Origin of the sequence: Dongia rigui (assembly GCF_034044635.1) — a bacterium.
Classification (GTDB): Bacteria; Pseudomonadota; Alphaproteobacteria; order Dongiales; family Dongiaceae; genus Dongia; species Dongia rigui.
This window is the reverse complement of sequence record NZ_JAXCLX010000001.1, coordinates 1573606-1593720: the sequence shown is the minus strand read 5'-3', so window position 1 is coordinate 1593720 and position 20115 is coordinate 1573606. Positions and strand designations below refer to the sequence as shown.

Sequence of the window (20115 nt, the reverse complement as noted above, 5' to 3'; positions counted from 1 at the left end):
GAAACCGGCACTCATGCTTCGCTATCTCATTCAGCGCGTGCTGGTCATGGTTCCGACCCTGCTCGTCATCAGCATGCTGGTCTTCGCCATCATCCAGGCCCCGCCCGGCGACTTCCTCGAGACCATGATGGCCGAGATGCAGTCGCGCGGCGAGAACATGGACCAGGACAAGATGGATTTCCTGCGCAAGACCTATGGCCTCGACGAGCCGACATATGTGCAATACGTGCATTGGATGTTCGGCCGCTGGGAAGGCTTCGAGCACAAGAGCGGCGGTCTGCTGTTCGGCGACCTTGGCTATTCCTTCGAGCACAACCTGCCGGTTTCCGAAGTGGTGGGCGACCGTCTGATGCTCACCGTCGTCGTCTCGCTGGCGTCGATCCTGTTCGTCTGGATCGTCTCATTTCCGATCGCCGTCTATTCCGCGACGCATCAATACTCGATCTTCGACTACGTCTTTACCTTCCTCGGCTATATCGGCCTCGCGACACCCAGCTTCCTCATCGCCCTGGTGCTGCTCTATTTCGCCAATATCTATTTCGGGACGTCGATCGGTGGCATGATGGATGCGGCCTATGTCGGCCAGCCCTGGTCGCTGGCCAAGGTGATGAGCGTGCTCGAGCATATGTGGATCGCCGTGCTGGTGATCGGCCTGCCCGGGACTGCCGGCATGATCCGGCGCCTGCGCGCCAACCTGCTCGATGAACTCAACAAGCAATATGTGACGACCGGGCGCGCCAAGGGCCTGCCGCCGCTCAAACTGCTGTTGCGCTATCCGCTGCGCATTTCATTGAATCCCTTCATCGCCGATATCGGCTCGCTGCTGCCGGAACTGATTTCCGGCTCGGTCATCGTCTCGGTGGTGATGTCGCTGCCCATCACCGGGCCGATGCTGCTCTCGGCCTTGCGCTCGCAGGACATGTATCTCGCCGGCTCGTTCCTGATGTTCATGGCGTTCCTCACCGTCATCGGCATATTCGTCTCCGACGTGCTGCTGGCCTTGCTGGATCCCAGAATTCGCTTGGGCGCGGGGGCCGAAAAATGACCGACCTTACCAACCGCTCCGGCGCGCCTGCGGGCGGCGGCCTGCCGCATTTCGTCAGCCAGGCGCCGTTCGACCCTTACGCCATCGACAGCGTCAATCCGGCGCTCGAGAAGATCTACATGGCGTCGCAATGGCGCATGATGTGGCTGCGCTTCCGCCGCCACAAAGTGGCGGTCGCTGCCGGTCTCGTGCTGGCCGTCATGTATGCGGCCATTCTCTTCGTCGAATTCCTGGCGCCCTATGGCCAGCATTCGCGCAATGTCGACTATATCTATGCGCCGCCGCAGAAGGTGCATTGGGTGCATCAGGGCGAATTCGTCGGCCCCTTTGTCTATGCGCTCGACTACAAGCTCGACATGGAGAATCTGCAGCGCATCTACACCGAAAACGTGGTCGAGCCGCGGCCGCTCCGCTTCTTCTGCGAAGGCGATCCTTACAAATTCTGGGGCCTCATCGAGGGTAATACGCATCTCGTCTGCCCGCCGGACAAGTACACGCCATTGTTCTTCTTCGGCTCCGACCGTCTCGGGCGCGACATGCTCTCGCGCGTTCTCTACGGCATGCGCATTTCGCTCACCATCGGCCTTTTTGGCGTGGCGGTCAGCTTTATCCTCGGCATGACCTTCGGGGGTCTCGCCGGCTATTACGGCGGCTGGGTCGACGATCTGCTGCAGCGCTCGATCGAGGTGCTGCGCTCCATCCCGCATCTGCCGCTGTGGCTGGCGCTGGCGGCGATTCTGCCTGTCACCTGGTCGCCGATGTTGGTCTATTTCGGCATCACCATCATTCTCGGCCTCATCGATTGGACGGGCCTGGCGCGGGCCGTGCGCTCGCGGCTCCTCTCCTTGCGCGAAGAAGATTTCTGCGTCGCGGCACAATTGATGGGCGCCTCGCCCGGCCGCATCATCTTCCGCCATTTGATGCCGAGTTTCATGAGCCATCTCATCGCCTCGGCCACGCTGGCCATTCCCGGCATGATCCTCGGCGAGACCGCGCTGTCGTTCCTGGGGCTCGGCATCCGCGCGCCGATCACGTCCTGGGGCGTGCTCCTCAACGAGGCGCAGAACATCAATGTGGTGGCGCTCTATCCCTGGCTGATGCTGCCGATCCTCCCCGTCATCATCGTGGTGCTGGCCTTCAACTTCCTCGGCGACGGCCTGCGCGATGCGGCGGATCCCTATCGCTGATCACAGCAGCAAAAGCGCTTGGCAGGCTGCGCGGAAAATGCGAGCGTCCCATGGGTAACTAAACCAATGGGGCGCAAGAATTGACGAAAATTGCATTGATCGTTGCCATGCTGGCGACAGCGGTCGCCGGGTGCCAGCCACAGGAAGGCCGCGTCCAACTGAAGCCCGATGAGAAGTTCGTTATCGCGCGCGGGACCTGGGACTATTACCAGAAGTATCTGCAGGACATCGCCGGCGGCGGCCGTGGTGCCTTTGCCGTATCCGAGGATGGCTATTATGCCACCTATCACTACTGCGTCATGGCGCAAGGCTGCTACTACAACATCAACTATTCGAACGAAGCGATCAAAAGCTGCCAGTCCAAGGGCTATAAATGCATCGTCTTCGCCAAGGACGACGACGTCGTCATTCCCTTTGAGATCGCGGAGTAGCACGTCATGGTCCTGACGCGATCAAGCCGCCTCCTGCCAATCATGGCCCTGATCTGCGGCGCAATGCTCGCTGCCTGCACGCCATCGCCAACGCGCGTCAATGTGGCGAATGACGAGACGCTGCGCATCGCCCATTCGGTGTGGGAGAATTTCGAGGCCTACAAGCTGAAGCTCGGCCGCGGCGGCGGCGTCTTCGTCGTCACCGAAGACGGCCTCGCCTCGGGCTATTCCTATTGCCCGGGCGATCGCTGCCGTCCCGGCAGCTTCACCCAGCATGCGCTGCAGCTGTGCGAAAATGCCGGCATGAAATGCATCGTTTTCGCCTTCGGCACCACGATCAAGGTCGATTACGAAATCGTCGATTGAGGCGCCGTCTCAATCCGTGATGCGGATGTGGCCGGGCTGCGCGGCCACGCGCTTCAGCCAAGCGCCGATCGCCGGATAGCGGCCGAGGTCGAAGCCGCCCTCATGCGCCACGTGGCTGTAGGCATAGAGCGCGATGTCGGCGATGGTATAGCTGTTGCCAACGAAATAGTCGCTGCGCTGCAGCTGGTCTTCCATCACGTCGAGGGCCAGGTAGCCAGCGGCGATCTTGGCGGGCAGGGCCGGCTCGCTCTCCGGCGTCTTCCCCAGATGCGCCACCCAATGCCGCACCACGGCGATGGTCGGTTCGTGGTTGTACTGCTCGAAGAACATCCATTGCAGCACCCGCGCGCGACCCAGCCTGTCGCTTGGCCAATAGCGCGTACCCTCGGCGAAGTAATAGAGGATGGCGTCCGATTCCGAGAGCGCTGTGCCATCTTCCAGCACGATCGCCGGCACCTTGCCGTTGCGATTCACTTTGAGGAAATCCGGCGTGCGGGTGGAACCATCATCTACATTCATCTCGATGCGCTTCAGGGGGATGCCGAGATGGCTGAGAAGCAGCCTGACCTTATAGGCGTTCCCTGAAATGGCACTGTCGTAGAGCGTCAGCATCGCGTTCCCTCGTTGGCAAGATCACCGCGCGCCGTTCATGGCGTGTCGCGCGCGGAGGTGCAACCGATCAAATGGAACAGCAGCTGTGAATCCTGCTCACAGCTGCTGGCAGTGACTCAGTGCGGCAGGCTCAGAAGCGGCCCCAAACGCTGGCCGCCTAGCAGATGCAGGTGGTAATGCGGCACTTCCTGATGGCTGTCGGCGCCGCTATTGGCGATGGCGCGGTAGCCTGTGACGGCCACCCCCAACTCGGCCGTGATCTTCGGAATGGCGCGGTGAAAGGCGACGATTTCCGCCTCGGAGGCGCGGGCCGAAAAATCCTCGAGCGACACATAGGGGCCCTTGGGGATCAGCAGCACATGCACCTTGGCATGGGGGCGGATATCGCGGAAGGCGAGGACATGGGAATCCTCATAGACCTTGTCGCAAGGGATTTCGCCGCGGAGGATGCGGGCGAAAATATTATTGCTGTCATAGGCCATGGTGGGCGCCTTCCATCAGGTGAATTCCGTCGAAACTGGCCGATTCCGAGCCGTGGCGTCAAGTCCCGACCAAACTAACCCATTGCAGATGCGTCTTTTTATCGGGTTCATCAAGCTGTAACATTAGTGTCGTACTCAGCCGGCAATGACAAGGGAGAGAGCTTCCATCATGTTGCCAGCGCGGGGGGCCCAAGGACGGGCCGGGTTGGGTTTGCCGACCGTTTCAGCGGTCGTCTTCGGAGCGGTTTTGGCGCTGGGTGCCCTGCTGCCGCAGGGGGCGGCGGCGCGCGAACAGCTGCATATCGTCGGCTCCTCGACCGTCTATCCGTTTGCGACTGCGGTCGCCGAGCATTTCGCCCAAAGCGGCTTCAAGGCGCCGGTGGTCGAGGCGACCGGCACCGGCGGCGGCCTGAAGCTCTTCTGCGGCGGGGTCGGCGAAGGCTTCCCTGATATCGCCAACGCCTCCCGCCCGATCAAGGAAGGCGAGGTCGCGACCTGCAAGCAGAACGGCGTCACCGACATCGTCGAGGTCGAGATCGGCTATGACGGCATCGTTCTGGCGTCCGGCAAAGGCGGCGCATCGCGCGCCCTTAGCGTGCGCGATCTCTATCTCGCGCTGGCCAAGGAAGTGCCGGTCAACGGTGTCCTTCTCGCCAACCCCTATCAGCTGTGGTCGGAAGTGAACCCCAGCCTGCCGGCCCAGAAGATCGAAGTCCTCGGGCCGCCCCCCACCTCCGGTACGCGTGACGCCTTCCTGGAACTGGTGATGGACAAGGCCTGCCACACCTTCCCGGAAATCACAGCACTCACCGACGACAAGGTGAAGAAGGCCAAGTGCCAGACCCTGCGCGAAGACGGCGCCTATATCGATGCCGGCGAGAACGACAATCTCATCGTGCAGAAGCTCGCCGGCAATCCGGATGCCTTCGGCATCCTCGGCTATTCCTTCCTCGCCGATAACCAGGACATGCTGCAGGGCAGCGCCATGGATGGCGTGGCGCCCACGGAAGAAAACATCATCAACGGCTCCTACGAAGTCGCCCGCAAGCTCTATCTCTATGTGAAGAAGCAGCACAGCGACGTTGTGCCGGGCCTCGCCGAATTCGTCGCCGAATTCATGAGCGAGAAGGCATCCGGCACCCAGGGCTATCTGACCGACAAGGGCATGGTGCCGATGCCGGAGGCCGAGCACGCCGCCGTCTCCACCGCGGTCCTCGCCGCTTTGCCGATCGCCAGCTCGCTCGGTGCCGGCATCGATCTTGGCGCCACCTCGGCGCTCCTTCCCTGGATCGCCGCCGGCCTGTTGCTGCTCTTGAGCTCGGTCGGCTTCCAGCTCGGCCGCCGTCGCGCCTTTGCCAGCGTCCGCGGTGCCACGCGCGAGCTGCATTCGCTGCCCAGCTATCACGGCGTCTATGTGGGCCTCGGCGCCTTCCTGCCCGGCGCCCTGGCACTGCTGCTCGGTGCCGTCATCGCCCATTTTTTGCCGGGCGATCCCAAGGCCGGCCATGACGTGATCTGGGCCGCCATTGCCGCGGCCACGCTTGGCGCTGCCGCCATCGGCCTTGGCTGGGCGCAGCGTCATATCAGCGCCAATTTCCGCGCCCGCAACGCGGTCGAACGGATGACCATGGTGCTGCTGGTCGTCTGCTCGCTGCTCTCCATCCTCACCACCGTCGGCATCGTCCTGTCGCTGGTGTTCGAAGCCATGCGCTTCTTTGCGCAGATCTCGCCCTTCGAATTCCTCTTTGGCCTGCAATGGTCGCCGCAGATGGCGATCCGCGCCGACCAGGTGGGCCAGTCGGGTGCCTTCGGCGCCATCCCGGTCTTTGCCGGCACCATGCTCATCACCGTCATCGCCATGGCGGTCGCGGTGCCCGTGGGCCTCATGTCGGCGATCTACCTCTCCGATTATGCCAGCCGCAAGACCCGCGCCTGGGCCAAGCCGCTCATCGAAATCCTCGCCGGCATTCCGACCGTGGTCTACGGCTTCTTCGCGGCCTTGACCGTCGCCCCGCTGATCCGCGGTGCCGGTGCCGCCGTGGGCCTCGACGTGGCGTCCGAATCGGCGCTCGCCGCCGGCCTCGTCATGGGCGTCATGATCATCCCCTTCATCTCGTCGCTCTCCGATGACGTGATGAACGCGGTGCCGCAGGCGATGCGCGACGGTTCCTTCGCGCTCGGTGCCACCAAATCCGAAACAATCCGCCAGGTGGTGGTGCCGGCGGCACTCCCCGGCATCATGGGTGGCGTTCTGCTGGCCGTCAGCCGCGCCATCGGCGAAACCATGATCGTGGTGATGGCGGCGGGTCTGACCGCCAACCTCACCGCCAATCCGCTGGAAGCGGTCACCACCGTGACCGTGCAGATCGTCACCCTGCTGGTGGGCGACCAGGAATTCGACAGCCCGAAGACACTCGCGGCTTTCGCCCTGGGCCTTGCCCTCTTCGTCGTGACGCTGATCCTCAACATCGTCGCCCTGCGCATCGTCAAGAAGTATCGAGAGCAATATGAGTGATACATCGACACAGGTGATCCGTCGGCCCGATCTCAGCGAAGCGCGCATCCGGCGTCGCTACGGGGCCGAACGCCGCTTCCGCTTCTACGGCATGTTTGCAGTGGGCCTCGCCATCGCCATGTTGGGCGTGCTGCTGGTCTCTGTCTGCGGCAAGGGCTACAGCGCCTTCTTCCGCACCGAGATTGTGCTCGATGTCGTGCTGGACCCGGCCGTCATCACGCCGGACGGCAAGACCGATGCCGATACGCTGGCCGCCGCCGACTATCAGGGCCTGGTGAAGGAAGCGCTGAAGACCGCCTTCCCGGAAGTGACCAGCCGCGGCGACCGCAAGCTGCTCTATGCCCTGGTCAGCAACGGCGCCGGCGACGTCATTCGCAAAGCGGTGCTGGCCAATCCGGCCATCATCGGGCAGACCCAGCGCTTCTGGGTCGTGTCCTCCGACGACATCGACATGCTGAAAAAGGGCTATATCAAGCGCGACCTGCCGGAAGCGGAGCGCGTGGTGCCTGACACCCAGATCGCCTGGTTCGACAAACTCGTGGCCAACGACCAGGTCAAGACCACCTTCAACAGCACCTTCCTCTCGGCCGGCGACAGCCGCGAGCCGGAACAGGCGGGCATCCTCGGCGCGCTGATGGGTTCGATCTTCACCATGCTGGTGACGGTCATCCTCGCTCTGCCTTTGGGTGTCATGAGCGCCATCTATCTCGAGGAATTCGCCCCGAAGAACCGCCTGACCGAGATCATCGAGGTCAACATCAACAACCTCGCCGCCGTCCCCTCGATCGTCTTCGGTCTGCTGGGTCTCGCGGTCCTCCTCGGCGTCTTCGGCCTGCCGCGCTCGGCGCCGCTGGTGGGTGGCATGGTTCTGGCTTTGATGACCTTGCCCACCATCATCATCGCCACCCGCGCCGCGCTCAAAGCCGTGCCGCCCTCGATCCGCGAGGCCGCCTATGGCATCGGTGCCTCGCCCCTCCAGGTGGTGACGCACCACGTCCTGCCGCTCGCCACCCCGGGCATCATGACCGGTGCCATCATCGGTCTCGCCCGCGCCTTGGGTGAATCGGCGCCGCTCTTGATGATCGGCATGGTCGCCTTCATCGTCGACGTGCCGCATGGACCGACCGATCCGGCGACCGTGCTGCCGGTGCAGATCTATCTCTGGGCCGACAGCCCGGAACGCGCCTTTGTGGAAAAGACCAGCGCCGGCATCATGGTGCTGCTCGCCTTCCTCATTTCCATGAACGCCATCGCCATCTTTGTTCGTCGCCGCTTCGAGCGGCGCTGGTAGGAGTTGCCATGAACGCCATCTCTCCCTCACTCGCGAAAATGCATGGCCGCAAGGTGACCGTGCATTACGGTCAGAAGCAGGCCCTGTTCGACGTCGATCTCGACGTGCCGGAACGCATGGTGACCGCCCTCATCGGCCCGTCGGGCTGCGGCAAATCGACCTTCCTGCGCTGCCTCAACCGCATGAACGACGTCATCGACGGCTGCAAGGTCGGCGGCGAGATCACGCTCGATGGCCAGGACATCTACGACCAGAAGCTCGATGTCGTCATGCTGCGGGCCCGGATCGGCATGGTGTTCCAGAAGCCCAATCCCTTCCCGAAGTCGATCTATGATAACGTCGCCTATGGCCCGCGCATCCACGGCATGGCCGGCACCAAGGGCGAGCTCGACGAAATCGTCCGCTCCAGCCTTGAAAAAGCGGGTCTGTGGAACGAAGTGAAGGAACGCCTGGATCAGCCGGGTACCGGCCTTTCCGGCGGCCAGCAGCAGCGTCTGTGCATCGCCCGCGCCATTGCGGTCAGCCCCGAAGTGATCCTGATGGACGAACCCTGTTCGGCCTTGGATCCGATCGCTACGGCCAAGATCGAGGAATTGATTGACGAACTCCGGGAAAACTTCACCATCGTCATCGTGACCCATTCGATGCAGCAGGCTGCCCGCGTCAGCCAGAAGACCGCCTTCTTCCATCTCGGTCATCTGATCGAATGGGGCGATACGGAACAGATTTTCACCAGCCCGAAGGACGAGCGGACCCAGGGCTATATCACCGGCCGGTTCGGCTGAGGAGTAGAGCAGCATGCCCCAGAAAGCCACCGACCACATCGTCAAGAGCTTCGACGAAGAACTCCGGCGCTTGCGCGACCAGATCCTCGCCATGGGCGGCCGCGCCGAAGCCCAGCTTGGCGACGCCATCCAGGCCTTGGCCAGGCGCGATTCCGACAAGGCGGTGCGCGTCATTGAAAGCGACAAGGGCATCGATGCGCTGGAAATGACGGTCGCCCAGGATTCGCTCAAGATCCTGGCGCTGCGCCAGCCGATGGCCAAGGACCTCCGCGAAGTCATCGCCGCCATCAAGATCTCGGCTGATATCGAGCGCATCGGCGATTATGCCAAGAACATTGCCAAGCGCACGCTGCAGCTCAACCAGCAGGCGCCGCTGAAGCCCACGGGGTCGATCCCGCGCATGGGCGAACTGGCGATCAAGCTCATCAGCGCGGTTCTCTCGGCCTATGCCAATGACGATGCCGAAGGGCTGATCGCGGCCTGGCGCTCGGATGAGAGCATCGACGAGATGTACAACTCGCTCTTCCGCGAACTGCTCACCTATATGATGGAAGACCCGCGCAATATCGGCGCCTCGACCCATCTGCTGTTCATTGCCAAGAACATCGAGCGTATCGGCGACCACGCCACGAACATCGCCGAAACGGTCCATTTCCTGGTGCATGGCAAGCCGATCGACGAGACCCGACCCAAGGGAGATACGACCAATGTTGCGATCCATGGCTGAACGCACGCGCCGCGCCGACATGCCGCGCGGTGACGCAGCAACTGACGGGCGTGCCAAGCCCGTCGTGCTGGTGGTCGAAGACGAACCGGCCCTGCTGACGTTGCTCAAATACAACCTCGAAGCCGAAGGCTACCGGGTTGTGGAGGCAATGAATGGCGAGGAAGCGCTGGTGAAGGCGCGGGAAGAAACGCCCGACCTCATCCTCCTCGACTGGATGCTGCCGCTGGTCTCGGGCATCGAAGTGTGCCGCCAGATCCGCCGCACGCCGGATTTGAAATCCGCCGCCATCATCATGCTGACGGCTAAGGGCGAGGAAGCCGACAAGATCCGCGGCCTCGAGACCGGCGCCGATGATTATGTGACCAAGCCCTTCAGCCCCTCCGAGCTGATGGCCCGCGCCAAGGCGGCCCTGCGCCGTGCCCGGCCGCAATCGGGTGACGAGAACCTCACCTACGCCGATCTCGAAATGGATCTCGCGACCCACCGTGTCCGCCGCGACAACAAGGATCTGCATCTGGGGCCGACGGAATTCCGCCTGCTGAAGTTCCTGATGGAAAACCAGGGCCGCGTCTTCTCGCGCGAGCAGCTCCTCGACCATGTCTGGGGCCGCGACATCTATGTCGAGCCGCGCACGGTCGACGTCCATATCCGGCGCCTGCGCAAGGCCATCAATGTCGACGGCCTGCCCGACCTCATCCGCACGGTGCGGTCGGCCGGTTACGCCCTCGATATCGAGGATTAAGTACCCCTCACCCCGACCCTCTCCCCACTTCGTGGGGCGAGGGAGTTCTGACCGAGTGTGGCACTAAGCCCCTCGCCCCGCCCGTCGGCAAAGGCCGACATTCGTCGGCGGCGGGGAGAGGGGTTGGGGCGAGGAGGCCTTCGTTTACCCACCCTTCGTCATCGCCACATAGACGCCGTCCCAATCTTCGGGTGGCGGATTGGCGGCGTATTCGGCGATGCGGGCTTCGTACATGTCATAGAAACGGCCGAGCGATTCTGGTGCCGCCTCGCGTGCCAGCGCCAGCGACGCCTTGGCCGATGACCAGGACTGGTGGCGATAGGCCGCCAGCATCGCGTCGTGCAGGCTCTTCAAGGCGACGAAGCTGTTGGACTGCGCCACCTTTTCATCACCCAAACCGGTATAGATGCGCACCGGCACGTTCTTGCCTTTGACACGCACCTGATCCAGCTCCAGCAGGGCGAAATCGGGCGCCGCCGCTGCGGTTTCCTCGCCCAGCACCAGATCGACGAAATAGGCCGGTGACAGGCTCTCCAGGCGCGAGGCGGTGTTGACCGTGTCGCCCAGCGCCGAATAGCCGAAGCGCTGCTTCGACCCCATATTGCCGACGCAGGCGATGCCGGTGTTGAGGCCGATGCCGATCTTGATCTCGATCTTCTTGGCGCCCGTCGCCGCCGCCTCTGCCGCCAGCGTCTCGTTCAATCGCACCAGTTCGCTGCGCATGCCATAGGCGGCCAGCACGGCTTTGCGCTCATGCTGCGGAATGTCGAGCGGGGCGTTCCAGAACGCCATGATGCAATCGCCGATATACTTGTCGATCGTGCCGCCATTGGCCTGGATGATATCGGTCATGGGGGTGAGGAACTGGTTGATCACATGAGTCAGCTGCTGTGGATCCAAGCCTTCCGACATTTTGGTGAAGCCGCGGATATCGCAGAACATCACAGTGAGATCGCGATTCTCGCCACCCAGCTTCAACTGCTCGCGGTTCTTTGAGACCTGGTCGACCAGCACCGGCGACAGGTAAAGCGAAAACGCCCCGCGCACCTGCGCCTTCTCCTGCTCGGTGCGGACATAACCGATGAGCGTCGCGGTCACGAAGATCAGGAAGGCAGCCCCGGCGGGATAGAGCGGGTCGAGCAGGAACCCCTGATACTGAAACATGTAATAGGATGCGCCAAAGGATCCGAGGATGCCGAAGGCCGCTATGCCGAAGCCAACAAGTGCTCGCCGCAACTGCGCGAGGATTGTGAGAACGGCACCAAGAACGGTGAGGGTGACCCATTCCAATCCATCCGCCCAATCTGGTCGCTGCAGATATTTGCTGCTGAAAATCTGCTCGGCAATCTGGGCATGGATCTCGACCCCGGTCATCGACTCGTCGTTGGGTGTCGGTTTGTAATCCTTCAAACCTTCGACCGAACTGCCGATGAAGATGATCCGGCCAGCGACGATGCTGGGATCGAAATCCGGCGACATCAGATCGGCCAGCGAAAAGAAACGCTCGGCCTGATGGCCGGAATCATAGAGAATTACAGCGCCCTGGGGCGTGGTCGGCACCAGGGCCTGGCCGATTTTCACGACCGAGATCCCGGTGTGTTCGCCGAAGGATATCACCCCGCTGGCACCAGAGGATTTGATGGCATAGGTCGTCTGCCCTTGCGCGATGCGCAGCGTTTCGGCGGCCATCGACGGATAGTAAGGCGTCGGGTTGCCCGGATCCGGCAGCTTCAGGAACAGCGACACCTGGCGGATGATGCCGTCCGGGTCCGGGTCGGCATTCACCGAGCCGATGCCGGCGGCGGTCTTTTCGAGTTCCGGCAGCGACGACACCCAATACCGCCAGGGCGCGATGAATTGATCCGGATTGTCGCCCGCGAAGGCATAACCCGCTTTGCGCAATGGAAGCATCTGCGGCCGTTGCGGATCGGCACCGAGGGCCGCGAAGGGAACCACCGTCGGAATCTGTGCCAGCGACTGGGCGAGATCCTGGTCGGGATCCGGCAGTTTCAGCAGCATCTGCTTGGCTGCGTCGAAGCTGCCGTCATCCGGCAGGTTCTTGGCGACCGCCGCGGGTGCGGTGCGATCCGATTCGGCATAGATGATGTCGAGTGCCACAACGGCGGCGCCAAGCTCGCGCAGGCGATCGATGATGCGCGCCATCTGCGAGCGCGACCACGGCCATTGGCCAAAGATATTGAGGCTTTTTTCGTCGATATCACCGATGCGGATTGGCACGGTCGGGTCATAAGGGCGCGGCGTGATGCGCTGATAGTTGTCGAACACGATATTGCGCATCTGCTGAACCATGGGCGGGTCGTAGGTGCGCAAGGTCAGCGCCGCCATCAGCAGGGCAATGGGGATGATGATGCCTTCAATACGGCCGAATTTCGCGCGCGCGATGCGCCCGAAGAAGCTGCCGATGCTGTTCACGAACCCCATGCGCCGTCTTCCCCCGGAAAGGACGGGCGAACTCTAGCATTACGGCTCAGAGTCTTGAAAGGCCGCCTTATTTCAAGGCCTTGGTAATGAGATCGACGGCCGCCATGCCGCTGTTATAGGCGCCGTGCGCGGTCGAGAAGCCGTCGCTGGAGGCGGCCTCGCCGGCAAAGAAGACGCGGTTCTCGATCGGCTGTGCGAGTTCCGCCCGGGCCTCGCCGCCATGGGGCGAGAGGACCGAATAAGCGCCAAGGATATAGGGGTCGTTGACCCAATTGGTGGCGCAGGCGGTGACGATCTCCTTCTGGATGTCGGCGCCGAAGACCTTGGTGAGCAGGGATCTGGCCTCCGCGATGGCAGCATCGGACCCTTGCGCGAAAAGATCGCGCGCAAAGGGGCCGCTCGCGAACATCGTCACCATGGGCCGGTCGAAGGGCTTGCACAGGAAACCGGCGGTGGGGGCGTCTTCCCAGTTCAGCATGGCGAAATGCGGATCCATGCCGGCAAAGATATCCCGCTTCAGCCAGAAGCCGGCCTTCTCCGCATGGCCCATCTGCAGGCGGTCGAGCGCATCCAGCTTCCAATCCGGTAGCAGCGGGAAAAACTTGATCCGCTCGGCCTTCAGCACGGCAATGGACACCGTGACCAGCACAGCCCGGCAGAAGATCATGCCGCGCGCCGTGCCGACCATCACCTCGTTGCTGCCCCAATCGATCGATTTCACCGGGCAGTCGAGATTGACCTCGATATCGGCACCTTCCGCGGCGATGAGCGCGCCATAGCCGTCCTCGACCGGCCAGTCCTCATCGGTGAAATGGAAGCGCGAGGTGTCGTAGGTCGAGACCTCCTCGGGCGGCCAGGCCATGTAACCGGTATAGGCGCGGCGGAAGAGGGGGGCCCAGTCATCCGCCGGGTCGATGGAACGGGCCGCCGGTCCGTCATCTCCGGCAGCACCCGCGGCGGCGATGCGGTCATAGGTGGCGGCGAGGCTCTGACCGAATTCGTCGACAAGCCGCTCGTTCAGCCACCATTTGCCGTCATGGATGCGGTAGTTGAAATTGCTCTTGCGGTAGCGGAAGCCGAGGCGGTCGGCGGCCTTGGTATAGGGGTTGATCGTCGCGGCATGCAGCCATTGGCAACCCAGGTCGAAGGGTGCCGGAAACGTGGTCAGGTCGGTATACCCGCGCCCGCCGATGCGCGACGCGGCTTCGACGACTTCGATATTGAGCCCGGCGTCGCGGGCGGCTCTCGCGGCGGCCAATCCCGCAGCACCCGCGCCGATGATGACCAAATCACATGAAGATTGCATGGCGTGAGATTAGCGGAGGGAGATGGTGCGGGCTAGTCCGGACCTTCAATTGGATAACGCCGCCACGATGGTGTTGACGGCGTCGATACCGCTCTTGCGCGCGCCATGAGCGGTCGTGAAGGCATCCGGCGAGGTAGCTTCGCCGGCAAAGAACAGGCGGTTGTCGACGGGCTTTGCAAGATCCGCTCGCGCTTCGCCGCCGCCGGGCTTCAGTGATGAATAGCCGCCGCCCACCCAGGGATTGGCAACCCATTGCGTTGCCTTAGCCGCGGCGATATTGCCGGCAATTTCGGCCCCGAACGTATCACCCAGTAGTTTTCTCGCCGCGACGATAGCCGCCTCTTCGCCCTGAACGAACAGGTCGCGGGCATAATCAGCGCCGGCGAAGAAGGTGATCATCGGTCTTCCATAGGGCTTTACCAGGAAGGCGGCGTCGGGTGCTTCGGGCCCGTTCAGCATGGCGTAATGCATGCCGATGTCGGGGCAGGGGTCGCGCTTCAGCCAGAATCCCACCTTTTCGGCATAGCCCATCTCGATACGCTCGAGCGCGTGGCACTTCCAGCCGGGAAGCTGCGGGAAGAATTTGAGGCGGCCGGCTTTCAAAACCCGGATCGATACCGTCACGAGGACGGCGCGACAGAGGATCTTGCCATTGGTCGTGCCCACCATGATCTCTGTTCCGCTCCAGTCGATCGACTGCACGGGGCAGTTGAGGTGGACCGGTACATGCGCGTAGGTGGCGGCGATGAGGGCGCCATAACCGTTTTCGACCGGCCAGTCCTCGTCGGTGTCGGTGTAGCGACCACTGTCATAGGTCGCAGAACGCTCCGGCGCTACGGCGAGAATGCCGGCGTAATTGCGTGCAAAGAGCTGTGCCCAGGGATTGTTCCGGTCGATGAAGGCCGCCGCCGCCCCATCGTCACCGGCCAAAGCGGCTGCATCAATCTTGTCTGAGGTCGCATCGGAAAAGGCCGCGTATCGCTGGTTCGCGTCATCGTTCAGCCATCCGTTACCGTCATGGATGCGGATCGGCAACGGGTCGGTCCAGTAGCGGAAGCCGCGCTTGTCGGCCTCCTGCCGGAACGGATTGATGCCGGCCGAATGCAGCCACTGACAGCCATGGTCGAAAGGGGCTGGGAGGCTCAGGGTGTCGGTAAAGGCACGGCCGCCGATGCGGTCCATCGCCTCCAGCAGCTCGACATTGAGCCCGGCCTTGCCCGCAGCATCTGCCGCGGCAAGCCCCGCAGCCCCGGCGCCGACGATGACAAGATCACAGGTCGATTGCATGGGGCGAGATTATCGAAGACGACTGTGCTCGGCTAGAGCGCGCGGTGCGGCCCCTCACCCCAACCCTCTCCTCGCTATCGCGGGGCGAGGGAGTTTTCACCGAGTTCGCTATAAAGCCCCTCGCCCCTCCGGGGAGAGGGGTTGGGGTGAGGGGCCGCTTTCTCACCCCACCACATTCGTCCACACCACCGTGGTCTCGGTATCGGTGTTGTTGGCGAAGCGATGCGGCGTCTGGCTCTTGAAGCGGAAGGAATCGCCGGTCTTCAAGGTGAAGACGCGGTCTTCGACCTCCAGCACCATCTCGCCGGCCATCACATAGCCGCCTTCCTCGCCCTTATGGGTATAGAGCTCCGGCCCCGACGAGCCGCCCGGCGCGATGGTGACGAGATAGATTTCAAGTGCCCCCGAGACGGCGGGCGTCAGCAATTCCTTCTGCACGCCGGTGGTGTTGAGGCTGAGCACCCGGCGACCTTGCGCCCGCACGATGCGGCCCAACTCCTCGACCGGCGGATATTCGCCCTCGTGGAAGAGCTGCGACATCGGCACGTTGAAGACCTCGGACAGGCGCCGCAGCGAGCGCATGGTGGGCGAGGTGATGCCGCGCTCGATCTGCGAGAGCGCCCCCACCGACAGGCCGCAACGCTCGGCCAGCTGTTCCAGCGACAGCTCATGCATCTTCCGGAGGCCGCGCAAATGCTGGCCCAGCCACAGATCGGCGATCTTGGTCGCCGGCACGGCTTCCGGGCTGGATTTCGGTGCCTTGGCGGCTCTCTGGGTAGCTTTTGGCATGCCTGACTGGAGACTCGTTCGCTGAACTAGGATCGAGTTCAGAACATTTCAGTGAAATTAGTCAATGGATTTTTCATTTTTCTATTGACGGCCTCCGGGGCCAGCCGTGATGCTGATGGCTCGCACGCGATGGTGCTGGGAGCGCCGCGCGGGCCAAACAGGGAGGTCAAAAATGATCCGGAAGACATTGGCCCTCACCATGATGCTGGCGCTCGGCGCCTGCGGTGAGAAGAAGGAAGAAGCGGCCTCGGAGGGCGCTGCCCCCGCAGCAACCAGCGAAGCGGCCTCGGCTGCCACGAGCGAAGCGGCCCCGGCGGTGACCAGTGAGGCGGCGGCCACCGCGCCCGCCGGCAAGAAGATCGTCATCTCGAACTGGGACGGGTACATGCCCAAGGACCTGCTCGAGAATTTCACCAAGGAGACCGGCATCCAGGCGGAAATGACCGTCCATGCCACCAATGAAGAAATCATGGGCAAGGTCGTGGCCTCCGGCGGCAAGGGCTATGACGTGCTGTTCGTCTCCGGCCAGTTCGGCGAGGCGCTCCATAAGCTCGGCCTCGCCGCCGAACTCGATCATGCCAAGATCCCCAACCTTGCCAATCTCTACCCCGAGGCGATGAAGCTCAGCCATGACGAGGGGCTGCACTACTCGGTCCCCTATGCCTGGGGCACCACCGGCCTGTGCTATCGCAGCGATATCATCAAGGAGGCGCCGACCTCCTGGAACGACCTCCTAAAGCCCGCCGATGCGATCAAGGGCAAGACCACGATGCTCGCAACCGATCGCTGGCTGATGATGCCGGCGCTGCTGGCCGCGGGCTATTCCGTCAACACCGTCAAAGAAGACGAGATCGCAGCCGCCAAGGCGCAGTTGATCGAGACCAAGAAGACCCTTCTCGCCTATGACGACACCACCTTCTACACCAAGCTGGTCAATGGCGAGGCCGTGATGGTCGAGGCCTGGGATGGCTGGTGCAATTACGGCATCACCGAGAAGCCGGAGATCAAATATGTCGTGCCCAAGGAAGGCAGCGACATGTGGGTCGACACCATGGTCGTGACCAGCGCCTCCGAGAACAAGGAAGCGGCCGAGGCCTTCATCAACTACGTGCTGAAGCCCGACGTGCACCGCTGGGTGGCCGAGAACATCCTCTACAAGGTGCCGAACAAGGCGGCCATGGATGCGCTCGACCCCAAGCTCATCGCCCAATATCCCAATCTTGGCATCACGCCAGCGGAGTTGCTGAAATATGAGCAGCTGCGCGATCTTGGCGACGGCCAGAAGCTGTGGTCGAAGACGGTAACCGAGATCACCAGCTCGAACTGATCGACTCGTTCAAGCATGGCGGGGCCGGCCTCGGTCCCGCCATTTCTGCGTCTTACTATAAGGTCGTCATGGTCGTTTCGCGCCGCATCGTACTGACGGGCCCAGGCATCTGTTGGATCCTGGCGCTGCTGGTCGTCCCTTGCGCCCTGCTGCTGGTGAACTCGTTCTTCGAGCGCGGCGTCTATGGCGGCATCGACTACGTCTTCACCGCCGAAAACTATATTCGTGCGCTGGACCCGCTCTATGCCGAGATCTTCTGGTCATCGGCCCGCGTGGCGCTCATTACCACACTGGTTTCCTTGGCCCTGGGGTACCCCGCGGCCTATTGCATCGCGCTCATGCCCAAGCGCCGGCAACTCGCCTATCTCATCCTCGTCATGCTGCCGCTGTGGTCGAATTATCTCATCCGCACCTATGCCTGGATGGTGCTCCTCAACAGCGAAGGGCTCATCAACAAGACGCTGCTGGCGCTGGGGTTGATCGATGCGCCTTTGCCCCTGCTCTATAACGACTTTGCCATCATCATCGGCCTTACCTACGCCTATGTGCCGTTCATGATCCTCGCCCTCTTCAGCTCGATCTCGAAGCTGGGGCCGGAACTCCGTGAAGCCTCAACCGATCTCGGTGCCTCGCCGCTCATGACCTTCTGGCGGGTGACCCTGCCGCTGACCCTGCCGGGCGTTGCTGCTGGTTCCGTCTTCGTCTTCGTCCTCTCGGTCGGCAATTTCGTGACGCCCGATCTCTTAGGCGGCGGCAAGCGCACCATGCTCGGCAACCTTATTTACGATCAGTTCCTGACCGCCCGCGACTGGCCCTTCGGCTCGGCCATCGCCGCCATCGTCATCGGCATCATGATGCTGCTCCTCACCGTGCAGGCCATCCTGGTCAACCGCCGCGACCGCGAGGGGCCGGCCGCATGAACGGGTCCCCACTCAAAAGCTGGCTCGGCGCGCATCTGGGCCTGGTCTATGTCTTTCTTTACGGCCCGATCCTGGTGCTGGTCGTGCTCTCCTTCAACAAGGCCGGCATGCCCACGGTCTGGTCCGGCTTCTCGCTCGAATGGTACGGCAAGCTGTTCGAGAACCAGAAGATCCTCCATTCCGTCGGCAATTCCCTCTTCATCGCCGCCGTGGCGACCGTCATTTCCACAATCATCGGCACGCTGCTGGCGATGGGCCTGGAAGAACGCCGCCCGCGCGTCGCGACCGAGGCACTCATCGCCGCACCCATGATCATCCCGGACATCGTGATGGCGATCAGTCTTTTAAGCTTCTATTCGCTGATCAAGCTCACCCTGGGTGCCCATTCGGTGATTTTGAGCCACTCCGCCTTCATGATTTCCTTCGTCTGTGCCGTGGTCCGGACGCGTTTCAAGCATTTCGACCGCTCGATCATCGAAGCCTCGATCGATCTTGGCGCCAGCGAGATCACGACCTTCCGCCGCGTGACACTCCCCGTGATCGCGCCGGGCGTCATCGCCGCCGCCTTGCTCGGCTTCACGCTGTCCTTTGACGAATTCATCATCGCCTATTTCACCAGCGGGCCTAGCTCCGCTTCCATCACCTTTCCCATGCAGATTTACGCCATGATCCGCTTCGGTGTGACGCCGGACGTCAATGCGGTGGCCACCATCGTGATGCTCGTCTCCTTCTTCCTCATCTTCCTCTCGCAACGCATCAACCGCGAGGTGGAGGCATGACGGCCCTTCTCGAAGTCGTCGGCGTCACCAAGGCCTTCGGCCCGATCAAGGCGGTCGACAACCTCTCCATCTCCGTGGGCGGCAATGAATTCTTTGCGCTGCTCGGCCCCTCCGGCTGCGGCAAGACCACGCTCTTGCGCATGATCGCCGGTTTCGAGAAGCCCGATCAGGGCCGCATCCTGCTGGATGGCATCGACATCACCGATATGAAGGCCAATAAGCGGCCGATCAACCTGATGTTCCAATCCTATGCGCTGTTCCCGCATATGACGGTTGCCGGCAACGTCGCCTATGGCCTCGAAATGGAAGGCCTGCGCGGCGCCGAGCTCAGCCGCCGCGTCGACGAAGCCTTGGCATTGGTGCAGTTGTCGTCGCTCAGCGCCCGCAAGCCCGCCCAGCTCTCCGGCGGGCAGAAGCAGCGCGTGGCGCTGGCGCGGGCCCTGGTGAAGCGGCCGAAACTGCTGCTCCTCGACGAACCCTTAGGCGCCCTTGATAAGAAGCTGCGCGAGCAGATGCAGATCGAACTGAAGCGCCTGCAGCAGGAAACCGGCATCGCCTTCCTGGTCGTGACCCATGACCAGGAAGAAGCGCTCACCATGGCCGACCGCATCGCCCTCCTGCGCCAGGGCTATATTGCCCAGCTGGGCGAGCCGCGCGCCCTCTACGAACGGCCCGATAACCGCTTCGTCGCCGATTTCATCGGCCAGATGAACTTCTTCGAAGGGCAGCGCGGGGCGAATGGCTTCGAGGTGCCGGGCCTCGGGCTCTTCGATGCCGCCAATATCGCCGCCATTCCGCTGGGCACCAAGGCGGCGCTGGCCGTGCGCCCCGAACGCGTCGTGATCAGCGAAACCGAACAGGCCGGGGCGCTGCCGGCTGAAATCGACGGTCTCGCTTATCTCGGCCAGGACCTCATCCTGCATCTCAAATTGCCCGGCCAGGCCAAGCCGCTGGTGGCGCGCATGCCGGCCGCCAACCCGCTCACCACGCATATCGCGCGCGGCAGCCAAGTCTGGTGCGGCTGGTCTGCGGCAAATTCTTTGATTCTGTCCGAATAAGCTGACCTGTTCAGGGAGACAAAA

19 protein-coding genes and 1 pseudogene are annotated in these 20115 nt (G+C 62.7%); 14 read left to right on the top strand and 6 right to left on the bottom strand.

The window, feature by feature from the left end:
* The first annotated feature begins 13 nt into the window (after window positions 1-13).
* The 4 genes from SMD31_RS07455 (at window position 14) to SMD31_RS07440 (ending at window position 3029) form a co-directional block, all read left to right on the top strand.
* On the top strand, window positions 14-1045 hold the full coding sequence (locus SMD31_RS07455; RefSeq protein WP_320500178.1) for an ABC transporter permease: 1032 nt from the start codon (window positions 14-16) through the stop codon (window positions 1043-1045).
* Window positions 1042-2232: an ABC transporter permease gene (locus tag SMD31_RS07450; protein ID WP_320500177.1), complete on the top strand. Its 1191-nt coding sequence runs from the start codon at window positions 1042-1044 to the stop codon at window positions 2230-2232. Before SMD31_RS07455 ends, SMD31_RS07450 begins: the two co-directional genes overlap by 4 nt.
* Window positions 2233-2312: 80 nt before the next feature.
* Window positions 2313-2663, top strand: a complete 351-nt coding sequence (locus SMD31_RS07445; RefSeq protein WP_320500176.1) for a hypothetical protein — start codon at window positions 2313-2315, stop codon at window positions 2661-2663.
* A gap of 6 nt (window positions 2664-2669) precedes the next feature.
* Window positions 2670-3029, top strand: coding sequence for a hypothetical protein (locus SMD31_RS07440; protein ID WP_320500175.1), 360 nt, complete (start codon window positions 2670-2672; stop codon window positions 3027-3029).
* 9 nt (window positions 3030-3038) lie between these two features.
* Here the strand turns inward: SMD31_RS07440 and SMD31_RS07435 are convergent, their stop codons facing one another.
* Both SMD31_RS07435 and SMD31_RS07430 read right to left on the bottom strand, forming a co-directional pair.
* The gene (locus SMD31_RS07435; RefSeq protein WP_320500174.1) at window positions 3039-3641 is read right to left on the bottom strand and encodes a glutathione S-transferase family protein; all 603 of its coding nucleotides are present in this window, start codon (window positions 3639-3641) and stop codon (window positions 3039-3041) included.
* A 116-nt stretch (window positions 3642-3757) separates the two neighbouring features.
* Entirely contained in the window at window positions 3758-4123 is a 366-nt protein-coding gene (locus SMD31_RS07430; protein WP_320500173.1) for a histidine triad nucleotide-binding protein, read from the bottom strand.
* Window positions 4124-4268: 145 nt separating this feature from the next.
* On the opposite strand from SMD31_RS07430, the pseudogene SMD31_RS07425 reads away from it, so the two are divergent.
* From SMD31_RS07425 to phoB, 6 genes and pseudogenes are all read left to right on the top strand, one after another.
* Window positions 4269-5237, top strand: a pseudogene (locus SMD31_RS07425) (substrate-binding domain-containing protein); the annotation flags it as partial.
* A 174-nt stretch (window positions 5238-5411) separates the two neighbouring features.
* The gene (pstC, locus tag SMD31_RS07420; protein ID WP_407652124.1) at window positions 5412-6638 is read left to right on the top strand and encodes a phosphate ABC transporter permease subunit PstC; all 1227 of its coding nucleotides are present in this window, start codon (window positions 5412-5414) and stop codon (window positions 6636-6638) included.
* Window positions 6631-7929, top strand: a complete 1299-nt coding sequence (gene pstA / locus SMD31_RS07415; protein WP_320500172.1) for a phosphate ABC transporter permease PstA — start codon at window positions 6631-6633, stop codon at window positions 7927-7929. Before pstC ends, pstA begins: the two co-directional genes overlap by 8 nt.
* Window positions 7930-7937: 8 nt before the next feature.
* Complete coding sequence (pstB, locus tag SMD31_RS07410; protein ID WP_320500171.1) at window positions 7938-8714, top strand: phosphate ABC transporter ATP-binding protein PstB; 777 nt, start codon at window positions 7938-7940, stop codon at window positions 8712-8714.
* Between the two features lie 13 nt (window positions 8715-8727).
* The gene (gene phoU / locus SMD31_RS07405; protein WP_320500170.1) at window positions 8728-9441 is read left to right on the top strand and encodes a phosphate signaling complex protein PhoU; all 714 of its coding nucleotides are present in this window, start codon (window positions 8728-8730) and stop codon (window positions 9439-9441) included.
* Window positions 9442-9460: 19 nt separating this feature from the next.
* Complete coding sequence (gene phoB, locus SMD31_RS07400; RefSeq protein ID WP_320501012.1) at window positions 9461-10183, top strand: phosphate regulon transcriptional regulator PhoB; 723 nt, start codon at window positions 9461-9463, stop codon at window positions 10181-10183.
* Window positions 10184-10327: 144 nt separating this feature from the next.
* On the opposite strand, the gene SMD31_RS07395 is transcribed toward phoB, so the two are convergent.
* The 4 genes from SMD31_RS07395 to SMD31_RS07380 all read right to left on the bottom strand — a co-directional run bounded on the left by SMD31_RS07395 (window position 10328) and on the right by SMD31_RS07380 (window position 16007).
* A complete protein-coding gene (locus SMD31_RS07395; RefSeq protein ID WP_320500169.1) occupies window positions 10328-12625 on the bottom strand; it encodes a CHASE2 domain-containing protein in 2298 nt (765 codons plus the stop codon).
* A 67-nt stretch (window positions 12626-12692) separates the two neighbouring features.
* Window positions 12693-13931: a flavin monoamine oxidase family protein gene (locus SMD31_RS07390; protein WP_320500168.1), complete on the bottom strand. Its 1239-nt coding sequence runs from the start codon at window positions 13929-13931 to the stop codon at window positions 12693-12695.
* A 45-nt stretch (window positions 13932-13976) separates the two neighbouring features.
* Window positions 13977-15218 carry a flavin monoamine oxidase family protein gene (locus SMD31_RS07385; RefSeq protein WP_320500167.1) on the bottom strand — a complete coding sequence of 414 codons (1242 nt, stop codon included), beginning with the start codon at window positions 15216-15218 and terminating at the stop codon, window positions 13977-13979.
* Between the two features lie 162 nt (window positions 15219-15380).
* On the bottom strand, window positions 15381-16007 hold the full coding sequence (locus SMD31_RS07380) for a cupin domain-containing protein (RefSeq protein WP_320500166.1): 627 nt from the start codon (window positions 16005-16007) through the stop codon (window positions 15381-15383).
* 172 nt (window positions 16008-16179) lie between these two features.
* Between SMD31_RS07380 and SMD31_RS07375 the strand changes: the two genes are divergently transcribed.
* The 4 genes from SMD31_RS07375 to SMD31_RS07360 are packed head-to-tail and all read left to right on the top strand — an operon-like array spanning window position 16180 to window position 20091.
* On the top strand, window positions 16180-17334 hold the full coding sequence (locus SMD31_RS07375; RefSeq protein ID WP_320500165.1) for a polyamine ABC transporter substrate-binding protein: 1155 nt from the start codon (window positions 16180-16182) through the stop codon (window positions 17332-17334).
* Entirely contained in the window at window positions 17295-18254 is a 960-nt protein-coding gene (locus SMD31_RS07370; RefSeq protein WP_320500164.1) for an ABC transporter permease, read from the top strand. Before SMD31_RS07375 ends, SMD31_RS07370 begins: the two co-directional genes overlap by 40 nt.
* Window positions 18251-19033 carry an ABC transporter permease gene (locus SMD31_RS07365; RefSeq protein ID WP_320500163.1) on the top strand — a complete coding sequence of 261 codons (783 nt, stop codon included), beginning with the start codon at window positions 18251-18253 and terminating at the stop codon, window positions 19031-19033. The genes SMD31_RS07370 and SMD31_RS07365 overlap by 4 nt, the downstream gene beginning before the upstream one ends.
* Window positions 19030-20091, top strand: coding sequence for an ABC transporter ATP-binding protein (locus SMD31_RS07360; protein ID WP_320500162.1), 1062 nt, complete (start codon window positions 19030-19032; stop codon window positions 20089-20091). Before SMD31_RS07365 ends, SMD31_RS07360 begins: the two co-directional genes overlap by 4 nt.
* The last annotated feature ends 24 nt before the right edge of the window (window positions 20092-20115 follow it).

Excerpts from the sequence above, each read along its gene's own strand:
- SMD31_RS07375 (WP_320500165.1), top strand. The coding sequence starts at position 16,180 with ATGATCCGGAAGACATTGGCCCTCACCATGATGCTGGCGCTCGGCGCC.
- SMD31_RS07365 (WP_320500163.1), top strand. The coding sequence starts at position 18,251 with ATGAACGGGTCCCCACTCAAAAGCTGGCTCGGCGCGCATCTGGGCCTG.
- SMD31_RS07390 (WP_320500168.1), bottom strand. The coding sequence starts at position 13,931 with ATGCAATCTTCATGTGATTTGGTCATCATCGGCGCGGGTGCTGCGGGA.
- SMD31_RS07440 (WP_320500175.1), top strand. The coding sequence starts at position 2,670 with ATGGTCCTGACGCGATCAAGCCGCCTCCTGCCAATCATGGCCCTGATC.
- SMD31_RS07455 (WP_320500178.1), top strand. The coding sequence starts at position 14 with ATGCTTCGCTATCTCATTCAGCGCGTGCTGGTCATGGTTCCGACCCTG.
- SMD31_RS07385 (WP_320500167.1), bottom strand. The coding sequence starts at position 15,218 with ATGCAATCGACCTGTGATCTTGTCATCGTCGGCGCCGGGGCTGCGGGG.
- SMD31_RS07380 (WP_320500166.1), bottom strand. The coding sequence starts at position 16,007 with ATGCCAAAAGCTACCCAGAGAGCCGCCAAGGCACCGAAATCCAGCCCG.
- SMD31_RS07450 (WP_320500177.1), top strand. The coding sequence starts at position 1,042 with ATGACCGACCTTACCAACCGCTCCGGCGCGCCTGCGGGCGGCGGCCTG.
- phoB (WP_320501012.1), top strand. The coding sequence starts at position 9,461 with ATGCCGCGCGGTGACGCAGCAACTGACGGGCGTGCCAAGCCCGTCGTG.
- phoU (WP_320500170.1), top strand. The coding sequence starts at position 8,728 with ATGCCCCAGAAAGCCACCGACCACATCGTCAAGAGCTTCGACGAAGAA.
- pstA (WP_320500172.1), top strand. The coding sequence starts at position 6,631 with ATGAGTGATACATCGACACAGGTGATCCGTCGGCCCGATCTCAGCGAA.
- pstB (WP_320500171.1), top strand. The coding sequence starts at position 7,938 with ATGAACGCCATCTCTCCCTCACTCGCGAAAATGCATGGCCGCAAGGTG.
- SMD31_RS07360 (WP_320500162.1), top strand. The coding sequence starts at position 19,030 with ATGACGGCCCTTCTCGAAGTCGTCGGCGTCACCAAGGCCTTCGGCCCG.
- SMD31_RS07430 (WP_320500173.1), bottom strand. The coding sequence starts at position 4,123 with ATGGCCTATGACAGCAATAATATTTTCGCCCGCATCCTCCGCGGCGAA.
- SMD31_RS07395 (WP_320500169.1), bottom strand. The coding sequence starts at position 12,625 with ATGGGGTTCGTGAACAGCATCGGCAGCTTCTTCGGGCGCATCGCGCGC.
- SMD31_RS07435 (WP_320500174.1), bottom strand. The coding sequence starts at position 3,641 with ATGCTGACGCTCTACGACAGTGCCATTTCAGGGAACGCCTATAAGGTC.